Here is a 16,388-nt window from a genome sequence, read left to right on the forward strand (position 1 = left end):
CCGTTCCCTATCGTCGTAAATGACGAATGTTTGACGGATTCGTTGTTGGGTAGGCGCCGCTGATAGTCTCTCCCGGCCGCCGACCGAAAGTTCAACTATGCCCGAATCCCCGTACCTTGTCATCTACCCCGAACGGGTACGTGCCAATTACCGAGCCCTCGACGCCGCCGTGTCGGCACGGCGCAGCCAGGGCACCCGGATCAGGTACGCGGTGAAAGCGGCACCCGTCGACGCCATCCTCACCCTGCTCGACGCCGAGGGCGCGGAGTTCGACGTGGCCAGCATCGGCGAGATCGAGCAGGCGCTGCGGCTGGGGATCGCCGCGGACAAGCTCTGCTACGGCAACCCGATCAAGAAGAGCGCCCATATCGCGCGCGCCTTCGCGCTCGGGGTCCGCCGCTACGCCTTCGACACCGAGGACGACCTGTGCCGCATCGCCGAGCACGCGCCCGGTTCCGAGGTCGAGTGCCGGTTCCTGTCCTCGGCGCCCGAATCACGCACCCCCTTCGGCACGAAGTTCGGCTGCGCGCCCGCCGAAGCGCTGCGCCTGCTGGTGCGCGCTCGCGACCTCGGCCTGGCCGTGGGTGGCCCGTACTTCCACGTCGGCTCCCAGCAGATGGACCCGGACGCGTGGCGGATCGGGGTCCGGCAGGCCGGGGAGATCGTGACCGCGTTGGCGGACAAGGACATTCGGGTCACCGCGGTCAACGTGGGTGGCGGTCTGCCGATCTCCTACGCCGACGCCGCCCCCGAGCTCGACGCGATCGCGGCCGCCATGACGGCCGCCGCCGCGGAGTTCCTGCCCGAATCCACCGGCCTGGTCGTCGAACCCGGCCGCGCGCTGGTGGGCAACGCGGGCACCATTCACGCCGAGGTCGTCGGCGTGCGATTCGCGCCGGACGGCCGGCGCTGGGTGTATCTCGACATCGGCCGCTACAACGGCATGGCCGAGACGGAGAACGAGTACATCGCCTACCGATTCGTCACCGATCGCGACGGCGATCCGGTGGGTGAGGCGGTGGTCGCGGGTCCGACCTGCGACGGCGACGATGTACTGTATCAACGCACGAAGGTCCTTCTGCCGACCACGTTGCGAGCCGGTGATCAGATCCAGATCCTCGACACCGGCGCCTATACCGCGAGCTATTCGTCGGTGTCCTTCAATGGTTTTCCGCCCTTGACCGTTCATGTCTCGGGCGCTGAGCGAGAGTGAGTTTGCCCATGACGGCGGAATTCACCGGCTGGCACGTGCTGGCCGAGTTCGGTGGTGTCGACACTGCTCTGTGTGACGATCTCGAACGACTCGAATCGGCGTTGCGTGAGTCTCTGATCGCGGCGGGCGTCACCATCTGCGATGTCGTTCACAAGAAGTTCGACCCGCAGGGGGTGACCGTCCTCGCCCTGTTGTCGGAGTCCCACGCCTCGATTCACACCTATCCGGAGTCCGGCGACATCTTCGTCGACGTCTTCACCTGCGGCAGCATCGGCGCGGGCGCGACGAAGGCGGTGGAACTTCTGCGAGACAAGTTGTCTCCCGAGAATGTTCAGATGAAGGTGGTCCAGCGCGGCCACGGTGCCGAGAAGATCTACGAACCGGTGGGCGACGGCCTGACCCGGATCTGGGATCTGCACGAGGTGATCGTGGACACCAACACCCCGTTCCAGCACATGGTGATCGCGCGGACCCAGCAGGGCATCTCGCTGTTCTCCGACGACGACCGTCAGTCCACCGAGTTCTCCCAGCTCACCTACCACGAGGCCATGATGGTCCCGGCGTTCGTGCTGGCCGAGAAGCTGGACCGGGTGCTCATCATCGGTTCCGGTGAGGGCGTCGCCTCGCAGATGTCGGTGGCGGCCGGGGCCAGCCTGGTCGACCACGTCGACATCGACCAGCTCGAGGTGGAGCTGTGCGCCGAGCACCTGCCCTACGGCTACACCAGCGACGAGCTGGCCGCCGCCGTCAAGGGCGAGGGCCCGGTGCACGTGCACTATGCCGACGGCTGGGACTTCCTGGCCAAGGCGCAGGAGGCGGGCACCCGCTACGACGTGATCGTCATCGATCTGCCCGACGAGCGGGTCGAGGACGCCCAGCACAACCGCCTCTACGAGGCGGAGTTCCTGTCCCGATGTAAGGCACTGCTGGCGCCGGGCGGTGTGCTCTCGGCCCAGGCCGGCTGCGCGACGATGTGGCGCAACGAGACCCTCAAGCGTTCGTGGGGGCGTTTCCACGAGCAGTTCGCCACCGTGGTCCCCTACGGCAGCGACGAGCACGAGTGGACCTTCCTGTTCGGCCTGAACGAGAAGATCGACGACCCGGTGCGCGGCATGGCCGACCGCCTGGCCCTGCTGCCCTACCGCGCCGAGACGATCGACGCGCGCGCCCTCGAGCGCGGCGCCATCGAGCCCTTCGCCCTGCGCGGCTGAGCTCGGCACGACACCGAAGGCGGTGATCCGGTTCCCCGGGTCGCCGCCTTCGTGCGATTCCGGTGCCGCCGGGCACCGAATGTTGGCACTATGCGAAGGGCTCAGCTCCGACAGAATCGAGTCCGCCCATGACGCCGACACCGTTGTCCGCCGACGGCCTGATGCCGATCGGCAGGCCCGCCGACCACCGTCCCCGGCTGGACCGGTTGTCCGCGGCGGGCCTCGGGGCCTTCCGCGCCCTGTTCGCCGCGGCGCCCGCACCGACGGCCGCCGACTTCGCCCGCCTGGACGGTGACGTGTCGATGCGGTCCTTCCCCGGGTCCGCGGAGCGGGTGCTCGCACCGCTGATGGCCCGGCCGTCGTATTTCTGGGTGGCCAAGTCGTTTCGGCACGTCGGTGACGGAGTCGCCGTGGGCCACAATGTGTTTCGCCTGCTCGGTGGGATGCGGGCGCTGAATTTCGTCTCGTCCGTGGGTGATTCGGTGATCGACGGACGGCCCGCGGTGCTGTTCGACTACGACGACGCGCGGGTCGGCTCGCGCAGGCCGGCCCGGCACGTCTACGACGAGCTGCGCGAGATCGAGCCGGACCTGTGGCTCGGTCCCAGCTATTTCGTCACGAAGACGAAACGGATCCCGATGGGCTGGTTCGCCCTCGACGCCTCGATCCCGTTCGGCGGCCCGGCCTGAACGACGGTGAGCCGGGTGCGGACGATCCGCACCCGGCTCACCGATCGGACCGCTCAGCCTTCGGCGGCGCGCTGTGCCCGGTACTCGGCCACGTTGACTCCGCCGACACCCCAATCCGTCAGCGGCACTTCGTCGATCACCACATAGGTGCTGGCCGGCGCCTTCCCGAGCACGTCGAACAGCAGATCGGTGACGCCTTTGATCAGCTGCCCCTTCTGCTCCGGGGTGACCCCTTCGTCGGTGACCTTGATGTTGACATACGGCATGGTTGGTTTCCTTTCTACGCCGCTCTACCCGAAATGAACCCGCCGTCGACGGGGAGAATGTGGCCGGTGACGAACTCGGCGTCGGCCAGGTACAGCACCGCCGCGGTGGTGTCGGCGACCTCGCCGATGCGGCCGAGCAGCGCCGCGCCCGCGGCCGCGCGCTCGTCGCCGTCACCGAACAGCGGGGTGCGGATGATGCCGGGGGCCACCGCGTTGACCCGGATCCGGGCCGGGGCGAGCTCGGCAGCCAGGCTGGTGGTCAGCGCGTGCACGCCGCCCTTACTGATCAGCGCGGCCGACGCGGGCAGGCCGGTCATCGCGTGATCGATCAGCACGGTGCCGATATTGACGATGCTGCCGCCGGTGCCCTGCGCCAGCAGCTGCCGCACGACGGCCTGGGTGGTGAAGTAGGTGCCCTTGAGGTTGCCGCCGAGGTAGCGGTCGAGCTCGGCCTCGGTGACGTCGACGAACGGCGTCGCGCCGAACACTCCCGCACTGTTGACCAGCGCATCGACCCGGCCGAAGCGGTCGAGGGCGGCGGCGACGTAGGCCGCGCCGGTGGCGGGCGAGCCGATGTCGCCGGCGACGGTGGCCACCAGGTCCGGTGCCGCCAGCTCCGCGGCGACCTCGGCGAGCTTGTCCGCGTCGCGGCCGCCGAGCACCACCGCGTCACCGCGGGCGACGAGCGCACGGGCCACATCGCGACCGATGCCGCTGGACGCGCCGGTCACGACGACCGTCTTCGAGACAGACATGAGCTGATCCTCTCCAGAAATATACGACCGGTCGTCTCGGAACGGCCGACCGACAAGCTCCCTCCCGGCCGAACGCCGGTCAGGTGGGGTCAGGACACGACGACGGCACGATCCGGGCGGAAATAGTCGTCGAGCAGCCGCCGCAGGCACTTGTCCAGCGGCGCGACGGTGCGGTCGATCTTCATCCGGATGACCGCGCCCTCCCAGGATTCGAGCAGCAGGTCGGCCAGGTCGACGGCATCGAGGTCGGCGCGGACCGTCCCCTCGGCCTGGGCGGTGCGCAACGCGGCGGCCACGCCGTCGCGCCAGGAGGCCCACGCGTCGGACAGGGCGGTGCGCAGCACCTCGCTGCCCTCGAGCTCACCGCCGAGATTGGCGATCAGGCAGCCGCCGGTGTAGTCGGCGGCCACGAACTCCTCGGTCAGGCGGGCGAAGAACCGGCGCAGCCCCGTGAGCGCGTCCGGCGCACCGCCGAACGTGGCCGCCATGGTGCGCTGCACACACACCGAGTGATGGTCGATCACCGCGTGCGCGAAGCTCTCCTTGCTGTCGAAGTAGTTGTAGAACGACCCCTTCGGCACCCCGACCTTGTCGAGGACCTGTTTGATCCCGGTGCCGTGGTACCCGGTGGACAGCAGGCTCGCCGCGCCCTCCTCGATGAGCAGGGCCCGCGTGTCGTCGCTGCGCCGTGGTCGTGCCATGCGCGGAACTATACGACCGGTCGTCTACTAATGGCAAGCCCCGATCTCAGTCGTCGTCCACGCCCCGCGCCGCGAGGGCCTCCCCCATGGCGTCGGCCGTGCGCAGGGCCCGCACCAGCACCGGCGTGACCAGCGCGGTCGCCGACCAGGACACCCCGCGGGCCCGCCGCGCCTCGGCGACCTCGTGCACGATCTGCGCCAGCAGCGGCACGCACCGGATCGCCAGCGCCAGCAGCAGGCCGACCCGCTCCGGGTTCACCCCGAACCGGCGCAGCGGGCCCAGCGCCCGGATGAGGGCGTCGAGCATGTCGGTGACCCGGGTCGTCACCGTCACCAGCGCGGCCAGCGCCACCGAGACCAGCAGCACCCCACAGACCACCACGGCCCGGGTCGGCGAGGTGGTGAGCAGCTGGAACACCGCGATGATCAGCGTCATCCAGAGCACGGGCCGCAGCTGGGCGACGGCGATCCGCCACGAGACCCGAGCCAGCGCGTACAGACAGGTCACCGCCAGCACCGCGACCCCGACGCCGAGTGGATCGCGCACGAACACCGTCATGCCGAGGATCGCGAGCACCAGCGCCGCCAGCTTCACCCCGGCGGGCAGCCGGTGCAGCGGGGAGTCGCCGGGGCAGTACAGGCCGATCATTCGACCAGTCGGCGATAGCTGTCGACCGCCTCGGCCGGGGTACCGTCGGCCACCACGCGCCCCTGGTCCAGCACCACCACCCGGTCGAAGCCGTCGAGCAGCCCGAGCTGATGGGTCACCACGATCACCTGCTGCTCCAGCGCGTTCAGCGCCTCCGACACGCGGCGGGCGTTGCGCAGGTCGAGCAGGGTGGTGGGCTCGTCGGCGACGATGACCTCGGGTTCACGGATCAGCGCCGAGCCGATCGCGAGCAACTGCTTCTGGCCGCCCGAGAGCAGATGCGCGGGATGGTCGGCGTGCGCGCCGAGACCGAACCGGTCGAGCATCTCCCCCACCCTGGCGGCGATTTCGGCGCGGCTCAGTCCGCTGCGCCGCAGCGAGAACGCCAGATCCTCGGCCACCGTCGGCATCACGATCTGGGTGTCGGGATCGGTGAACACGAAGCCGACCTTGCGCCGTACCTGCGCGCCCTTGCGGGCGGCGTCGATCCCGTCGACGGTCACGGTGCCCGAGGTGGGAGCCAGCAGTCCGTTGAGCATGCGGGCCAGGGTGGACTTGCCCGACCCGTTGGCACCGATCAGGCCGATGCGCCGCTCGGTCAGCCGCAGGTCGACCTCCCGCAACACGGTCCGTTCACCGAAGCGATGCCCGACCGTGTCGACAACGAATTCACTCACGCCGCGACCCGCTCAGCCACGGATCAACCCGGGGTAGGCGCGGTGCACGCCCTTGGCGACGACCGTGGCGACGACGACCTTGGCCAGGTCGCCGGGGAGGAAGGCGAAGTTGGTCGAGATCGCCGCCCACACCCCGAGATCGGTGCGCACCAGCAGCCCCGCGGTACCGAACAGATAGATGACCACGATCCCGCCGAGCGCGTTGATCAGCAGGCCCGGCACGATCGGGTACTTCGGCAGGATCGCCGCGGTGAGCCACCCGATGACCAGGGTCGCCGGGATCCAGCCGATCAGATAGCCCGCGGTGGGCGAGGCCAGCGCGGTCAGGCCGGTGCGGCCGCCGGACAGCAGCGGCAGACCGATCAGCGTGAGCGCGATGAACACCGCCACGGCGGCGGTACCCTTGCGCGCGCCGAGGATCGCGCCGGTGAGGATGACGCCGAGGGTCTGCAGCGTGATCGGCACGCCGCTGAATCCGACGGTGATCGCGCCCGGCAGCCCCAGGGCGGCGATCAGCGCGGCGAAGACCGCGATCTGCGCCAGGTCCCGTGCGGCGAAACCGACCGCGGGCTTAGGGGATTTCTCGACATCGGGCACAGCGGACATCCTTCACCATGGAATTGAACGACGTTCAAAATAGCAGGTGAGGGCCCTGCGGCAGCACCCGGTAGGCAGCGGGGAGCGTTTCGCCACGCCCGAAGATCGATTACGATTCGAGGGTTGGGACTTCCCGGGCGGCGCGTGCCGCACAACGGCGGCGCCGATAGCCCGTGGCCGAGGAAGGGCCATCATGTCGATTGCGCTACAACGTTTTTCGAACTTGATCGCCGCGATCTACGCCGCCGGCAACGATCCGGACCGGTGGGACTCGGCGATCGGGGAGATCACCGACACCTTCGGCGCGGTCAACGGGTTTCTCGTCATCGCCGACCCCGCCGCCGACCGGTACGCGATCAAGACGTCGGGGGCCGTCGGCCCACCGGACCTACCGGCCCAGCTCGAGGCCGTCGCCGAGCGGGTGCAGCAGCTGCCGGTGGGCAGCACCGTCAGCGGGGACGACCTGTTCGCCGTCCCCGGACCCGACAGCGCCCTCGCCGACCAGGTGAGCGCGAACGGTCTGTCCAACAGCTTCCTGGCCCGGCTCAGCGACGACCGCCCCTCGTCGTGGATCTGCCTGGTGATGCCCGACCAGCAGTCGCTCACCGGCAGGCCCGCGGGCCTGGCGCTGCTGCGGGTGCTCGTGCCACACCTGCGCGGGGCGCTGCGCACGCAGTCCAAGCTCGTCGAGCTGTCCCGGGAGCGGGCCTTCGCGCTCGCGACCCTGGAGCAGGCGCACTACGGGATCATGATCGTCACCACCGACGCGGCGCTGGTGTTCGCGAACTCGATGGCCGAACGGATCACCCAGCAGGGCGACGGCCTGTCGGTCGACACCCTGGGCTGCCTGCGGGCCGGATCCGCGACGACCCAGCGGCAGCTGCGCCAGCTGATCGACTGCGCGGCGGATCCCGGCTTCGCCGGTGGCAATGTCGCGGTCACCCGCTGTTCCGGCCGCAAACCGCTGATCCTGCGGGTGACCCCGCTCGACGGGATCGCCGGGGACGGACTGTGGGACCGGGCGGTCCTGCTGCTGGTCGCCGATCCGGACCACGACCCCGAACCCGAGCCCGCGGCACTGCACGAGCTGTACGGCCTGACCGATGCCGAGACCATGGTCGCGATGGGGGTGCTGCGCGGCGACGGCTTGCCCGCCGTCGCCGATCAGCTCTCCGTCTCGCTGTTCACCGCCCGCACACATCTGCAACATATTTTCGCCAAGACGAAAACACATCGGCAGGCGGAATTGGTCCGGCTGCTGTTGACCACCGCTATTTCGGCACAGTAACCATTTTCCCGATCAAATCGGCCGGTATCCCGTCCCGATACCGCCCTGTGCGTCGACGTCGTCGAGAATCAGCGAGAAATTCGCGCCGACCTGTGGGCCGATGCACGGCAGCCCGATATATCCGTTGACGATCGCGACGAGTGTCGTGCCGACGACGACCGGGGAACCGGAATCACCGAGGATCACGCAGATCTGCGTCAGCGTCCAGGTGGCGCCGCCGAAGACGTCGCCGTAGACCAGTCCACAGGTCTGCCCGGTCGTGCGGCCCTCCTTGCACGCGACGGCCGGGAACTGCGCGGGCACTCCCACGTCGGTGATCGTGGTCGAGCCGACCCGGTTCACCGGGATCACCAGACTCTCGTCGAAGGCGATGACCGCGTAGTCGAGCTCGCTGTTCAGCAACGCGATCGAGCCCACGTTGCCCGCCTCCTGATCGGCCTCGGCCGCCACGCCCATGCCGACACCGGCCGCGGCGCAGTGCGCGGCGGTGAAGCCGACCAGCCGACCGGAGCCGTCCCGGCCGATCGTGGTGAGTGTGCAGGTAGAGCCGTCGTCGAGGACGATGCCGGAGCCACCACCGAGGGTCACCGGGGCAGCTCCCTGCGCTGTCCCGGCCAGGCCCGACATCAGCAGCAGTGCGGCGGCGAGGATCCACCACCGACCCCATGTCGTAGGGACACTCCCGCCCAGTTGTGCGGGAGTGTCATGAGCGCTTCTCGTTGTCGGCATCTGCGTGTCAGACCACGCAGACCGGGTACAAGAAGGGAACCGTGATCAAGACGATGCCGCACGCGAGGAAGGCACCGGGGATCGTGATGAACGGTGACAACACAACGGGCTCGACCTGAACCGGCGCGGGTGCGACGGGGACCGGGTCCTCTGCGGGTGCTGCGCCGGCTACGCCGGCACCTAGGGCAATCATCGGCGCACAAGCGAGCACCGCGATGGTTGAACGTACTTTGTACATGGCCATTCCTTCGTCTGTCTCCCACTTTTGCCGTGCCGATCCCATGGCGGAATCGTCACCTTATAAAGGACAGCACCGACGGCCCGGAATTTCGTCGCACGAACAGATGAGATCTAAAAAGGCCGCTTCGATCGGATCACCGCCGCGAGGTATTCGTAATCCTCGGCCCGCGCGGATGACCCTCGATATGCCAGCCCGATCGTGCGGCCGGGAGCGGGCTCGGCGAAGCGCGCGGTGTCGAGGGTGGCGCGCGCGGTTTCGGCGGCCACGGCCATCTCCGGGATGAGCGTCACGCCGAGACCGCCTGCGACACACTGCACCACGGTCGTCAGCGAGGCCGCGCGGGTGTCGCCCACCGCGCCGGGGTGGATCTCGGCGGTCCGGCACAGGTCCAGGGTCTGGTCGCGCAGGCAGTGCCCCTCGTCCAGCAGCAACAGCGGCATGTCGGCCAGCACCGGGGCGGCCAGGTCGGTGCGCCCGGCCAGCTCGTGCCCGCGCGGGGTGACCAGAACGAATTCCTCGGTGTAGAGCGGGATCTCGGTGAGCCCCGGCGCCTCGGTGGGCAGCGCGAGCAGGGCCACGTCGAGCACGCCGGTGCGCAGGCCGTCGAGCAGCCGGGCGGTCTGGTCCTCCACGATCTGGGGCACCAGGCCCGGGAGCTTGCGACGCAGCTCGGGCAGCAGCTCGGGCAGCACGTAGGGCGCGACGGTCGGGATGATGCCCAGGCGCAGCACGCCGCCGAGGCCGTCCCCCACGGCCGAGGCGACGAAACGGTCGGCCGCCTCCAAGGTCGCCTTGGCCTGGGGCAGCAGGCGCATGCCCGCCGCGGTGACGAGCACGCGCCGGGTGCTGCGCTCGATCAGCTGCAGTCCGAGTCCGTTTTCCAATGATGCCAGTGCCTGCGATAACGTGGGTTGGCTCACACTCAAACGCGCTGCGGCAGTCCCGAAATGCCGATACTCGGCCACCGCGACGAACGCACGCAGCTGCGACAGGGTTGGCTGATAAGTCTGATCAGTCACGCCTATCAGTGTACGACGAGCGATCGGCTTTACCTTTCAGTACGCTTTCGGCAAGATCACCCCGAGCTCACACGACGAGCGACCAACCACGAACGAGGAGACGCGCATGGCTCTGCTGACGATCGGCGACCAGTTCCCGGCATACAACCTCAAGGCCGTCATCGGAGGTGACCTGTCGAAGGTCGACGCGCAGCAGCCCGACGACTACTTCACCCAGATCACCAGCGACGACCACGCGGGCAAGTGGCGCATCGTGTTCTTCTGGCCCAAGGACTTCACCTTCGTGTGCCCCACCGAGATCGCCGCGTTCGGCAAGCTGAACGAGGAGTTCGCCGACCGTGACGCCCAGGTGCTCGGCGCCTCGGTGGACAACGAGTTCGTGCACTTCCAGTGGCGTGCCCAGCACGAGGATCTCAAGACCCTCCCCTTCCCGATCCTGTCGGACCTCAAGCGTGAACTGGCCGCCGCCACCGGGGTTCTCAACGCCGACGGTGTCGCCGACCGCGCGACCTTCATCGTCGACCCGAACAACGAGGTGCAGTTCGTCTCGGTGACCGCCGGTTCGGTCGGCCGCAATGTCGACGAGGTGCTGCGCGTGCTCGACGCCCTGCAGTCCGACGAGCTGTGCGCCTGCAACTGGAAGAAGGGCGATCCGACCATCAACGCGGGCGAACTGCTCTCGGCCAGCGTCTGATCCACCGTTCACCCCCGAAACACCCCAGAGGAGCCCCACTGTCATGAGCATCGAGAACCTGAAGAACTCACTTCCCGAGTACGCCAAGGACCTCAAGCTCAACCTGTCCTCGATCGCGCGCACCACGGTGCTCAGCGAGCAGCAGCTGTGGGGCACCCTGCTGGCCTCGGCCGCCGCGACCCGCTCGGCGACCACGCTGCGCGAGATCGCCGAGGAAGCCGCCGACGTGCTGTCCGCCGAGGCCTACGAGGCCGCGCTGGGCGCCGCGTCGATCATGGGCATGAACAACGTGTTCTACCGCGGCAAGGCGTTCCTGGACGGCCGCTACGACGACCTGCGCGCCGGTCTGCGGATGAACATCATCGGCAACCCGGGCGTGGACAAGGCCGATTTCGAGCTGTGGTCGTTCGCGGTCTCCTCGATCAACGGGTGTGCCCACTGCCTGGAGGCGCACGAGAAGACCCTGCGTGAGGCCGGTGCCTCGCGCGAGGTGATCTTCGAGTCGCTGCGCGCCGCGGCCATCGTCGCCGGTGTCGGCCAGGCGGTGCAGTCCACCGAGGCGCTGGCCACCGCCGCCGTCTGAGCGAGCTCTCGACGCGGCCCCGACCGGTTTTCCGGTCGGGGCCGCGATCGTTTCCCGAGGACACGACCCGGCCGCGCGGTCCGGGCCGCGCCCTGTCCGGGCCGGTAGGCTCGCGCCCATGAACGCACATGATGTGCCCGATGCCCCGGACATCCAGGTCGAGGTCGTCCGCGTGTTCACCGATCCGGCCGGGCAGCTCGGCAACGCGCTCGGCATCGCCCGCGCCGGCGACGTCGTCGCGCTGGACAAGCAGGAGCTGGCCGCGCGGCTGGGCTTCAGCGAGACCACCGTCGTGCAGGATCCGGTCGACGGCATCGCCGACATCCGGATCTACACCCCCACCGTGGAACTTCCCTTCGCCGGGCATCCCAGTGTCGGCACCGCGTGGTGGCTGGCCGTGCAGCGCACGCCGGTACACACCCTGCAGGTGCCCGCGGGACCGGTCGCCGTCACCCAGATCGACGGCCTGACCTGGATCACGGCCCGCGCCGAGTGGACGCCGGATTTCGTGTTCCACCAGCTGGACTCGGCCCAGGAACTGGCCCTGCTGCGCCCCGACGGCTTCACCGAGGGGCAGCACTACTTCTGGGCCTGGACCGACGAACCGCGCGGCGCGTTGCGCTCGCGGATGTTCGCCCCGGCCATGGGCATCGCTGAGGACGAGGCGACCGGTGCGGCGGCGGTCGCGCTCACCGCGCAGCTGCGGCGCGGGCTGGTGGTGACCCAGGGCCGGGGCTCCCAGCTCTACACCGAGTGGGATTCCGACGGCTGGGTCCGGTTGGGTGGCCGGGTCGCCGAGGACCACGTGGTGGTGCTCTGAGCTAACCGCCGAACCGGCGCAGCCACGGTGGCCTGCTGGTCCAGTGCGCGCGCCGCGCCGGATCGGTACCGGACGCGTCGGCCAGGATCCGGGTCTCCAGGTGCCGGGGCGGGGTGCGCTGGTCGTCGGCGGCCAGGTGGGCCAGCACGTCGTGCACACCGCGGACGCGGGTCGCGAACTCCGCGAGGGTGTGCGGGCTGATCGCGGCGAGCTTGTTCTCGATGTGGTGGTGTTCGAGTTCGGCGACCGCGTCCAGGGCGTAGGCGTCGGCCAGGGTCAGCAGCGAGCCCGGTGGCCGCCAGCGCTGGGCGGTACCGAACCGGATGATCCGCTGCTCGGCGAGCCGGTCCACCCCTTCGGCCAGCAGCCGCACGACCACCGGAACGCGCAACCCCAGTTCCCGGCTGATCGCCCGGTAGGTCCGTCCACCGTAGTAGGCGAGCACGAACACCTCGCAGTGGCTGTCGAGCGGGTCGGCGAAGCCGAGGCGCGCCGAGGCGGCCAGCCAGGGGATGTCGTCGCGGTCGTGGCGGTCCAGCCGCAGCCGCTGGACCGCGAGCCGGTGCACCTGGGCGAGCAGCCAGGTCTGCTCGGCGCTGAAGATCCCGCAATCCGGCGGCGGCGTGGCGGGTTCGGCGAAGCGGGTGTCGTCGGTGCCGGCGGTGTCCTCGGCGGAGTCGTCGGGCTCCGTTCGCAGCCCGGCCGCGAATGCCGAACGCCCCCACGGCGTCCCGAGGTCGGGCGGCGGTTCCGGGGTGGGCGCCGGACCGGCGACCAGCTCGGTGTCGTCGGTGTCGGTGATCCACGGTGTGCCGCGGACCCGTCGATAGCCCTCGCGGACAACGTCTTCGGCGGCGCCCCGCCGGTGCAGCACCCGCAGCGCCAAGCCGAAGGCCGCGGCGCCGGTGGCCTGGTAGAGGCCGCGCAGCGCGTCGCGGTCGGCGGCCTCGGACGGGATCTCGGGGACCGGCGGTCCGGCACCGCCGGCCGGGCCGGAACCACGGTGCCGGTTCATCGTCGAATTCCTGTCCACACAACGGCAATTCGCAGCGCGAGCGGTTGTGGATCGGTATTCACCGGCCGATCGCGGCGATCAGCATGAAGGCGGTACCGATATCCATCACCACGTGCGGCACCAGCGCCGAGGTCAGCGGATGGGCGCCGGCCGGGTGCGTGAACCGGTGCCAGCGCGTCCCGTGACCGGCCGTACCGAGCGCGACCAGGGCGTCGAGGGTGAACAACGCGGCCAGGACCAGCGCGAGCCAGGGCGCGGGCCCGCCGGTGTGATCGCCCCCGTGCCCCGCCATCGCGTAGAGCATGGCCGCCGCGGCCACCGTGTGATATCCGACCGCCGCGATCCCGTCGGTGCTGGTCACCGGGCCCGCGCGCCAGGCCACGACGCGTTCGGTGAGCAGCAGCGCGAAGGCCACCGTGAGGGCGGTGAGCAGGCCGCGCACGGCCAGCGGATGAGTGGCGGCGGGAAAGACCAGCATCGCCAGCATCACCAGGCACATCAGCAGGTGGGCGCTGTCGGAGGCGGTGTCGACCCGATGGGCCGGTGGTGGTCGCCGGGTCAGCCGGGCCGCCACGATGCCGGTGGCGAGCAGGAACGCCGCGACCACCGGCCAGCGCACGAGTGCGTACTGCTCGACGAATTCGGCCACACCCCACCACCTTCGCGTCACCACCCGGTGCATCCATGCTCGCATCACCGGGGCGCGCGCGGGCGAGTTTGCACCTGGCCGCCGGTGGCGCCGGGCAGATGACAGATCATGGACACATGCCCGATCCAGTGCCGCCTGCCCCTGCACCCGCCCTCCGCGTCGTGATCGACGATCTGTCCGGTGCCGCGACCCGCGACCTGCTCACCGGCCATCACCGAGAGATGGCCGCGAACTCCCCGGCCTGCAGCATGCACGCCTTCGATCTGACCGCCCTGCGCGATCCGGCGGTGACCGTGTGGAGCGCATGGGCGGGCACCGAGCTGGCCGGCTGCGGGGCGCTGGCTGAACTCGACCGCGGGCACGGGGAGATCAAATCCATGCGCACCGCCGGCGGATTCACCGGCCGTGGGGTGGCCGCCGCGGTACTGACCGAGATCGTCGACGAGGCCCGGCGACGCGGCTACGCCCGCCTGAGCCTGGAAACCGGCTCGGCCGCGTTCTTCGCGCCCGCGCACCGGCTCTACCTACGCCACGGCTTCGTCGAGTGCGGGCCGTTCGCGGGCTATGTGCCCGACCCGCACAGCCGCTTCTTCACCCGCGTGCTGGACTGAGGGCCCGCCGGCTCGCGGCGGGCCTCGTCCGCGGTCAGCCCAGAGCTCGGGTGAAGCCGTCGACGAGCTCGCCGACCTGGGCGTCGGTCATCACGAACGACGGGGAGATCTGCATCGCGCCCTGCCCGGCCGCGCGACCCGAGACACCGTGCTCGCGCAGGGTTTTCACCAGCGCGGGCCCCTCGGACGGATCGGCCAGCTGCACCGCGGCGACCGCGCCGACACCGCTGCGGACCTCGGCTACACGCGGATGCTCGGCCAACGGCGCGAGCAGGGTGTGCAGGGTGGCCTCGAGCCGGGCCGCCTCCTCGAGCAGGCCCTCACGTTCGATGATGGCGAGGTTGGCCAGCGCCGCGGCCGCCGCGCCCGCGTGCCCGCCGTAGGTGTAGCCGTGCCGCCACCACACGCCGCCCGCGAAGAACGGCTCGGCCAGGTGCGGCGCGATGAACACCGCGCCCATCGGCAGATAGCCCGAGGTCAGGCCCTTGGCGGTGGTGACGAGATCGGGTTCGAGCCCGAACCGGGTGGAGGCGAACCAGGAACCGCCGATCCGCCCGAACCCGGTGACCACCTCGTCGGCGACGAACAGGATGTCGTGGTCGCGGCAGATCTGGCGCACCTCGGCCAGGTAGCCGTCCGGCGGCAGGTAGACGCCACCGGCGCCGATGACCGGCTCGCAGAAGAACGCCGCGATCTGCTCGGCGCCGATCTCCTCGATCAGCGCCAGCAGTGCCTTCGCGTCGTTCCACTCGACGGTGCGGGTGTCGGCGACCAATTCGCCGTAGCCCTCCTTGTTGCCCGCCAGGCCGCCGATCGCGGTGCCCGCGTAGTGCATGCCGTGATAGGCCAGCCTGCGGCCGACCAGGATCTTCTTGTCGGTGCGGCCCAGTTCGTGCCAGTACCGGCGGGCCAGTTTGGCCGCGGTCTCCACCGAGTCCGAGCCGCCCGAGGTGAAGAAGATCTTGCTGCCGGGCACCGGCGCGATCGCCGACAGCTTCTCGGCGAGTTCCTGGGTCGGCGGCTCGGTGAGGTCACCGAAGTTGGAGTAGTGGGCGATGGTGCGCAACTGCGCGGCGACCGCGTCGGCGATCTCGGCGCGGCCGTGCCCGACGTTGGCGAACCAGAGCCCGGCCGTGGCGTCGAGATAGCGGGTACCCGCGGTGTCGTAGATGTAGGCGCCGTCGCCGCGGGCGACGACGAACGCACCGTCACGCGTGACGGCACCCATATCGGCGAATCCATGCCAGAGCGCGTTCATGGCTCCACACTTACCCGAACCGGCCGGGTCGCGCTCGCCGGACTCGCGCACGTCTCAGTCCGCGGACTTGCGCGCCCGCCACCAGGCGGGCAGGTCACCCAGCGACGCCATGGCTACCGCGAGCACCGCGAACACCAGGGTCAGCACCACCAGGCCCAGCGTCATCGACAGGTAGCCCTGACCGCGGGGGTCGATGAACGGGTAGGGGTACCAGTCCACGATCGGGCCGCGGATCAGGGTGTAGATCCCGTAGATCAGCGGGAAGATCAGCCACTGCCCGATCAGCTCGGGGGTGACCCGCAACCGCCGCGGCATCGCCACCAGTGCCCAGTCCAGGACCAGCACCAGCGGCAGGTAGCGGTGCATGACGTCGTTGATCCACTTGTCGGTCAGCATCACGTCGATATTGGCCAGCAGCACCGCGTAGACCACCATCGTGATGAGCATGTACAGCGTCACCGCGCCGCGGATCACCTGCCAGCGGTGGCTCTGCGGGGCTGCCAGGCCGCCCACCAGGAGCACCGCCACACCGAGGACGTTCGATTCGATGGTGAAGTAGCTCAGGTAGTTGGTGAGCGAGAAGGTCGCCGAGTCGATGTTGCGCAACGGAATCCACAGCAGCGTCACCAGCCCCAGCACGCCGAACCCGAGCCGGTACGCGCTGATCCACCACGCCGTCCTCACCGCTGCGTCCATGCCCGGATCTTCGCACGCGCGGGCCCG

Annotated in this window: 21 protein-coding genes; 8 read left to right on the forward strand and 13 right to left on the reverse strand. The window is 69.7% G+C overall.

All coding sequences use genetic code 11. From position 1 onward, the window contains the following. Nucleotides 1-97 precede the first annotated feature (97 nt). The 3 genes from EL493_RS25540 to EL493_RS25550 all read left to right on the forward strand — a co-directional run bounded on the left by EL493_RS25540 (nt 98) and on the right by EL493_RS25550 (nt 3,113). Nucleotides 98-1,213, forward strand: a complete 1,116-nt coding sequence (locus EL493_RS25540) for a type III PLP-dependent enzyme (RefSeq protein WP_019048007.1) — start codon at nt 98-100, stop codon at nt 1,211-1,213. 8 nt (nt 1,214-1,221) lie between these two features. Continuing rightward, entirely contained in the window at nt 1,222-2,424 is a 1,203-nt protein-coding gene (gene speD, locus EL493_RS25545; RefSeq protein WP_019048008.1) for an adenosylmethionine decarboxylase, read from the forward strand. Nucleotides 2,425-2,552: 128 nt separating this feature from the next. Then, nucleotides 2,553-3,113, forward strand: a complete 561-nt coding sequence (locus EL493_RS25550; RefSeq protein WP_019048009.1) for a hypothetical protein — start codon at nt 2,553-2,555, stop codon at nt 3,111-3,113. A gap of 53 nt (nt 3,114-3,166) precedes the next feature. On the opposite strand, the gene EL493_RS25555 is transcribed toward EL493_RS25550, so the two are convergent. From EL493_RS25555 to EL493_RS25580, 6 genes are all read right to left on the reverse strand, one after another. After that, nucleotides 3,167-3,379, reverse strand: coding sequence for a tautomerase family protein (locus EL493_RS25555; RefSeq protein WP_019048010.1), 213 nt, complete (start codon nt 3,377-3,379; stop codon nt 3,167-3,169). 14 nt (nt 3,380-3,393) lie between these two features. Then, the gene (locus EL493_RS25560; RefSeq protein WP_019048011.1) at nt 3,394-4,134 is read right to left on the reverse strand and encodes an SDR family NAD(P)-dependent oxidoreductase; all 741 of its coding nucleotides are present in this window, start codon (nt 4,132-4,134) and stop codon (nt 3,394-3,396) included. A gap of 89 nt (nt 4,135-4,223) precedes the next feature. Next, nucleotides 4,224-4,835, reverse strand: a complete 612-nt coding sequence (locus EL493_RS25565) for a TetR/AcrR family transcriptional regulator (RefSeq protein ID WP_019048012.1) — start codon at nt 4,833-4,835, stop codon at nt 4,224-4,226. A gap of 46 nt (nt 4,836-4,881) precedes the next feature. After that, nucleotides 4,882-5,484, reverse strand: coding sequence for an energy-coupling factor transporter transmembrane component T family protein (locus EL493_RS25570; protein ID WP_019048013.1), 603 nt, complete (start codon nt 5,482-5,484; stop codon nt 4,882-4,884). Beyond that, nucleotides 5,481-6,161, reverse strand: coding sequence for an energy-coupling factor ABC transporter ATP-binding protein (locus EL493_RS25575; RefSeq protein WP_019048014.1), 681 nt, complete (start codon nt 6,159-6,161; stop codon nt 5,481-5,483). Before EL493_RS25575 ends, EL493_RS25570 begins: the two co-directional genes overlap by 4 nt. Nucleotides 6,162-6,173: 12 nt before the next feature. Then, nucleotides 6,174-6,767, reverse strand: coding sequence for a BioY family transporter (locus EL493_RS25580; protein WP_019048015.1), 594 nt, complete (start codon nt 6,765-6,767; stop codon nt 6,174-6,176). Nucleotides 6,768-6,981: 214 nt separating this feature from the next. Here EL493_RS25580 and EL493_RS25585 point away from each other — a divergent pair, with 214 nt between their 5' ends. Further along, nucleotides 6,982-8,046 (forward strand): helix-turn-helix transcriptional regulator, encoded by a 1,065-nt coding sequence (locus tag EL493_RS25585; RefSeq protein ID WP_019048016.1) that lies wholly within the window; start codon nt 6,982-6,984, stop codon nt 8,044-8,046. Nucleotides 8,047-8,058: 12 nt separating this feature from the next. Here EL493_RS25585 and EL493_RS25590 read toward each other — a convergent pair whose 3' ends face one another. The 3 genes from EL493_RS25590 to EL493_RS25600 all read right to left on the reverse strand — a co-directional run bounded on the left by EL493_RS25590 (nt 8,059) and on the right by EL493_RS25600 (nt 10,035). Further along, nucleotides 8,059-8,673, reverse strand: coding sequence for a chymotrypsin family serine protease (locus EL493_RS25590; protein WP_022566384.1), 615 nt, complete (start codon nt 8,671-8,673; stop codon nt 8,059-8,061). A 109-nt stretch (nt 8,674-8,782) separates the two neighbouring features. After that, entirely contained in the window at nt 8,783-9,013 is a 231-nt protein-coding gene (locus EL493_RS25595) for a hypothetical protein (RefSeq protein ID WP_126405887.1), read from the reverse strand. A 113-nt stretch (nt 9,014-9,126) separates the two neighbouring features. After that, the gene (locus tag EL493_RS25600) at nt 9,127-10,035 is read right to left on the reverse strand and encodes a hydrogen peroxide-inducible genes activator (protein WP_022566382.1); all 909 of its coding nucleotides are present in this window, start codon (nt 10,033-10,035) and stop codon (nt 9,127-9,129) included. A 106-nt stretch (nt 10,036-10,141) separates the two neighbouring features. On the opposite strand from EL493_RS25600, the gene EL493_RS25605 reads away from it, so the two are divergent. The 3 genes from EL493_RS25605 to EL493_RS25615 all read left to right on the forward strand — a co-directional run bounded on the left by EL493_RS25605 (nt 10,142) and on the right by EL493_RS25615 (nt 12,132). Then, entirely contained in the window at nt 10,142-10,729 is a 588-nt protein-coding gene (locus tag EL493_RS25605; RefSeq protein ID WP_019048020.1) for a peroxiredoxin, read from the forward strand. A gap of 43 nt (nt 10,730-10,772) precedes the next feature. Further along, complete coding sequence (locus tag EL493_RS25610; RefSeq protein ID WP_019048021.1) at nt 10,773-11,312, forward strand: carboxymuconolactone decarboxylase family protein; 540 nt, start codon at nt 10,773-10,775, stop codon at nt 11,310-11,312. Nucleotides 11,313-11,430: 118 nt separating this feature from the next. Then, nucleotides 11,431-12,132, forward strand: a complete 702-nt coding sequence (locus tag EL493_RS25615; RefSeq protein WP_019048022.1) for a PhzF family phenazine biosynthesis protein — start codon at nt 11,431-11,433, stop codon at nt 12,130-12,132. 1 nt (nt 12,133) lies between these two features. Here EL493_RS25615 and EL493_RS25620 read toward each other — a convergent pair whose 3' ends face one another. Together EL493_RS25620 and EL493_RS25625 are read right to left on the reverse strand one after the other, a co-directional pair. Then, on the reverse strand, nt 12,134-13,147 hold the full coding sequence (locus tag EL493_RS25620) for an RskA family anti-sigma factor (protein WP_019048023.1): 1,014 nt from the start codon (nt 13,145-13,147) through the stop codon (nt 12,134-12,136). A 58-nt stretch (nt 13,148-13,205) separates the two neighbouring features. Beyond that, nucleotides 13,206-13,796, reverse strand: coding sequence for a DUF5134 domain-containing protein (locus tag EL493_RS25625; RefSeq protein ID WP_019048024.1), 591 nt, complete (start codon nt 13,794-13,796; stop codon nt 13,206-13,208). Between the two features lie 116 nt (nt 13,797-13,912). On the opposite strand from EL493_RS25625, the gene EL493_RS25630 reads away from it, so the two are divergent. After that, nucleotides 13,913-14,407, forward strand: a complete 495-nt coding sequence (locus EL493_RS25630; protein ID WP_051719527.1) for a GNAT family N-acetyltransferase — start codon at nt 13,913-13,915, stop codon at nt 14,405-14,407. 34 nt (nt 14,408-14,441) lie between these two features. Here the strand turns inward: EL493_RS25630 and EL493_RS25635 are convergent, their stop codons facing one another. After that, nucleotides 14,442-15,665 (reverse strand): aminotransferase family protein, encoded by a 1,224-nt coding sequence (locus EL493_RS25635; protein ID WP_019048026.1) that lies wholly within the window; start codon nt 15,663-15,665, stop codon nt 14,442-14,444. A gap of 54 nt (nt 15,666-15,719) precedes the next feature. Then, complete coding sequence (locus EL493_RS25640) at nt 15,720-16,361, reverse strand: Pr6Pr family membrane protein (RefSeq protein WP_019048027.1); 642 nt, start codon at nt 16,359-16,361, stop codon at nt 15,720-15,722. Between the last annotated feature and the right edge of the window lie 27 nt (nt 16,362-16,388).

This window comes from Nocardia asteroides (genome assembly GCF_900637185.1).
Taxonomy (GTDB): Bacteria; Actinomycetota; Actinomycetes; order Mycobacteriales; family Mycobacteriaceae; genus Nocardia; species Nocardia asteroides.

Coding starts and splice junctions, on each gene's coding strand:
- EL493_RS25540 (WP_019048007.1), top strand. CDS start 98: ATGCCCGAATCCCCGTACCTTGTCATCTACCCCGAACGGGTACGTGCC.
- speD (WP_019048008.1), top strand. CDS start 1,222: ATGACGGCGGAATTCACCGGCTGGCACGTGCTGGCCGAGTTCGGTGGT.
- EL493_RS25550 (WP_019048009.1), top strand. CDS start 2,553: ATGACGCCGACACCGTTGTCCGCCGACGGCCTGATGCCGATCGGCAGG.
- EL493_RS25555 (WP_019048010.1), bottom strand. CDS start 3,379: ATGCCGTATGTCAACATCAAGGTCACCGACGAAGGGGTCACCCCGGAG.
- EL493_RS25560 (WP_019048011.1), bottom strand. CDS start 4,134: ATGTCTGTCTCGAAGACGGTCGTCGTGACCGGCGCGTCCAGCGGCATC.
- EL493_RS25565 (WP_019048012.1), bottom strand. CDS start 4,835: ATGGCACGACCACGGCGCAGCGACGACACGCGGGCCCTGCTCATCGAG.
- EL493_RS25570 (WP_019048013.1), bottom strand. CDS start 5,484: ATGATCGGCCTGTACTGCCCCGGCGACTCCCCGCTGCACCGGCTGCCC.
- EL493_RS25580 (WP_019048015.1), bottom strand. CDS start 6,767: ATGTCCGCTGTGCCCGATGTCGAGAAATCCCCTAAGCCCGCGGTCGGT.
- EL493_RS25590 (WP_022566384.1), bottom strand. CDS start 8,673: ATGTCGGGCCTGGCCGGGACAGCGCAGGGAGCTGCCCCGGTGACCCTC.
- EL493_RS25595 (WP_126405887.1), bottom strand. CDS start 9,013: ATGTACAAAGTACGTTCAACCATCGCGGTGCTCGCTTGTGCGCCGATG.
- EL493_RS25605 (WP_019048020.1), top strand. CDS start 10,142: ATGGCTCTGCTGACGATCGGCGACCAGTTCCCGGCATACAACCTCAAG.
- EL493_RS25610 (WP_019048021.1), top strand. CDS start 10,773: ATGAGCATCGAGAACCTGAAGAACTCACTTCCCGAGTACGCCAAGGAC.
- EL493_RS25615 (WP_019048022.1), top strand. CDS start 11,431: ATGAACGCACATGATGTGCCCGATGCCCCGGACATCCAGGTCGAGGTC.
- EL493_RS25620 (WP_019048023.1), bottom strand. CDS start 13,147: ATGAACCGGCACCGTGGTTCCGGCCCGGCCGGCGGTGCCGGACCGCCG.
- EL493_RS25630 (WP_051719527.1), top strand. CDS start 13,913: ATGCCCGATCCAGTGCCGCCTGCCCCTGCACCCGCCCTCCGCGTCGTG.
- EL493_RS25635 (WP_019048026.1), bottom strand. CDS start 15,665: ATGAACGCGCTCTGGCATGGATTCGCCGATATGGGTGCCGTCACGCGT.
- EL493_RS25640 (WP_019048027.1), bottom strand. CDS start 16,361: ATGGACGCAGCGGTGAGGACGGCGTGGTGGATCAGCGCGTACCGGCTC.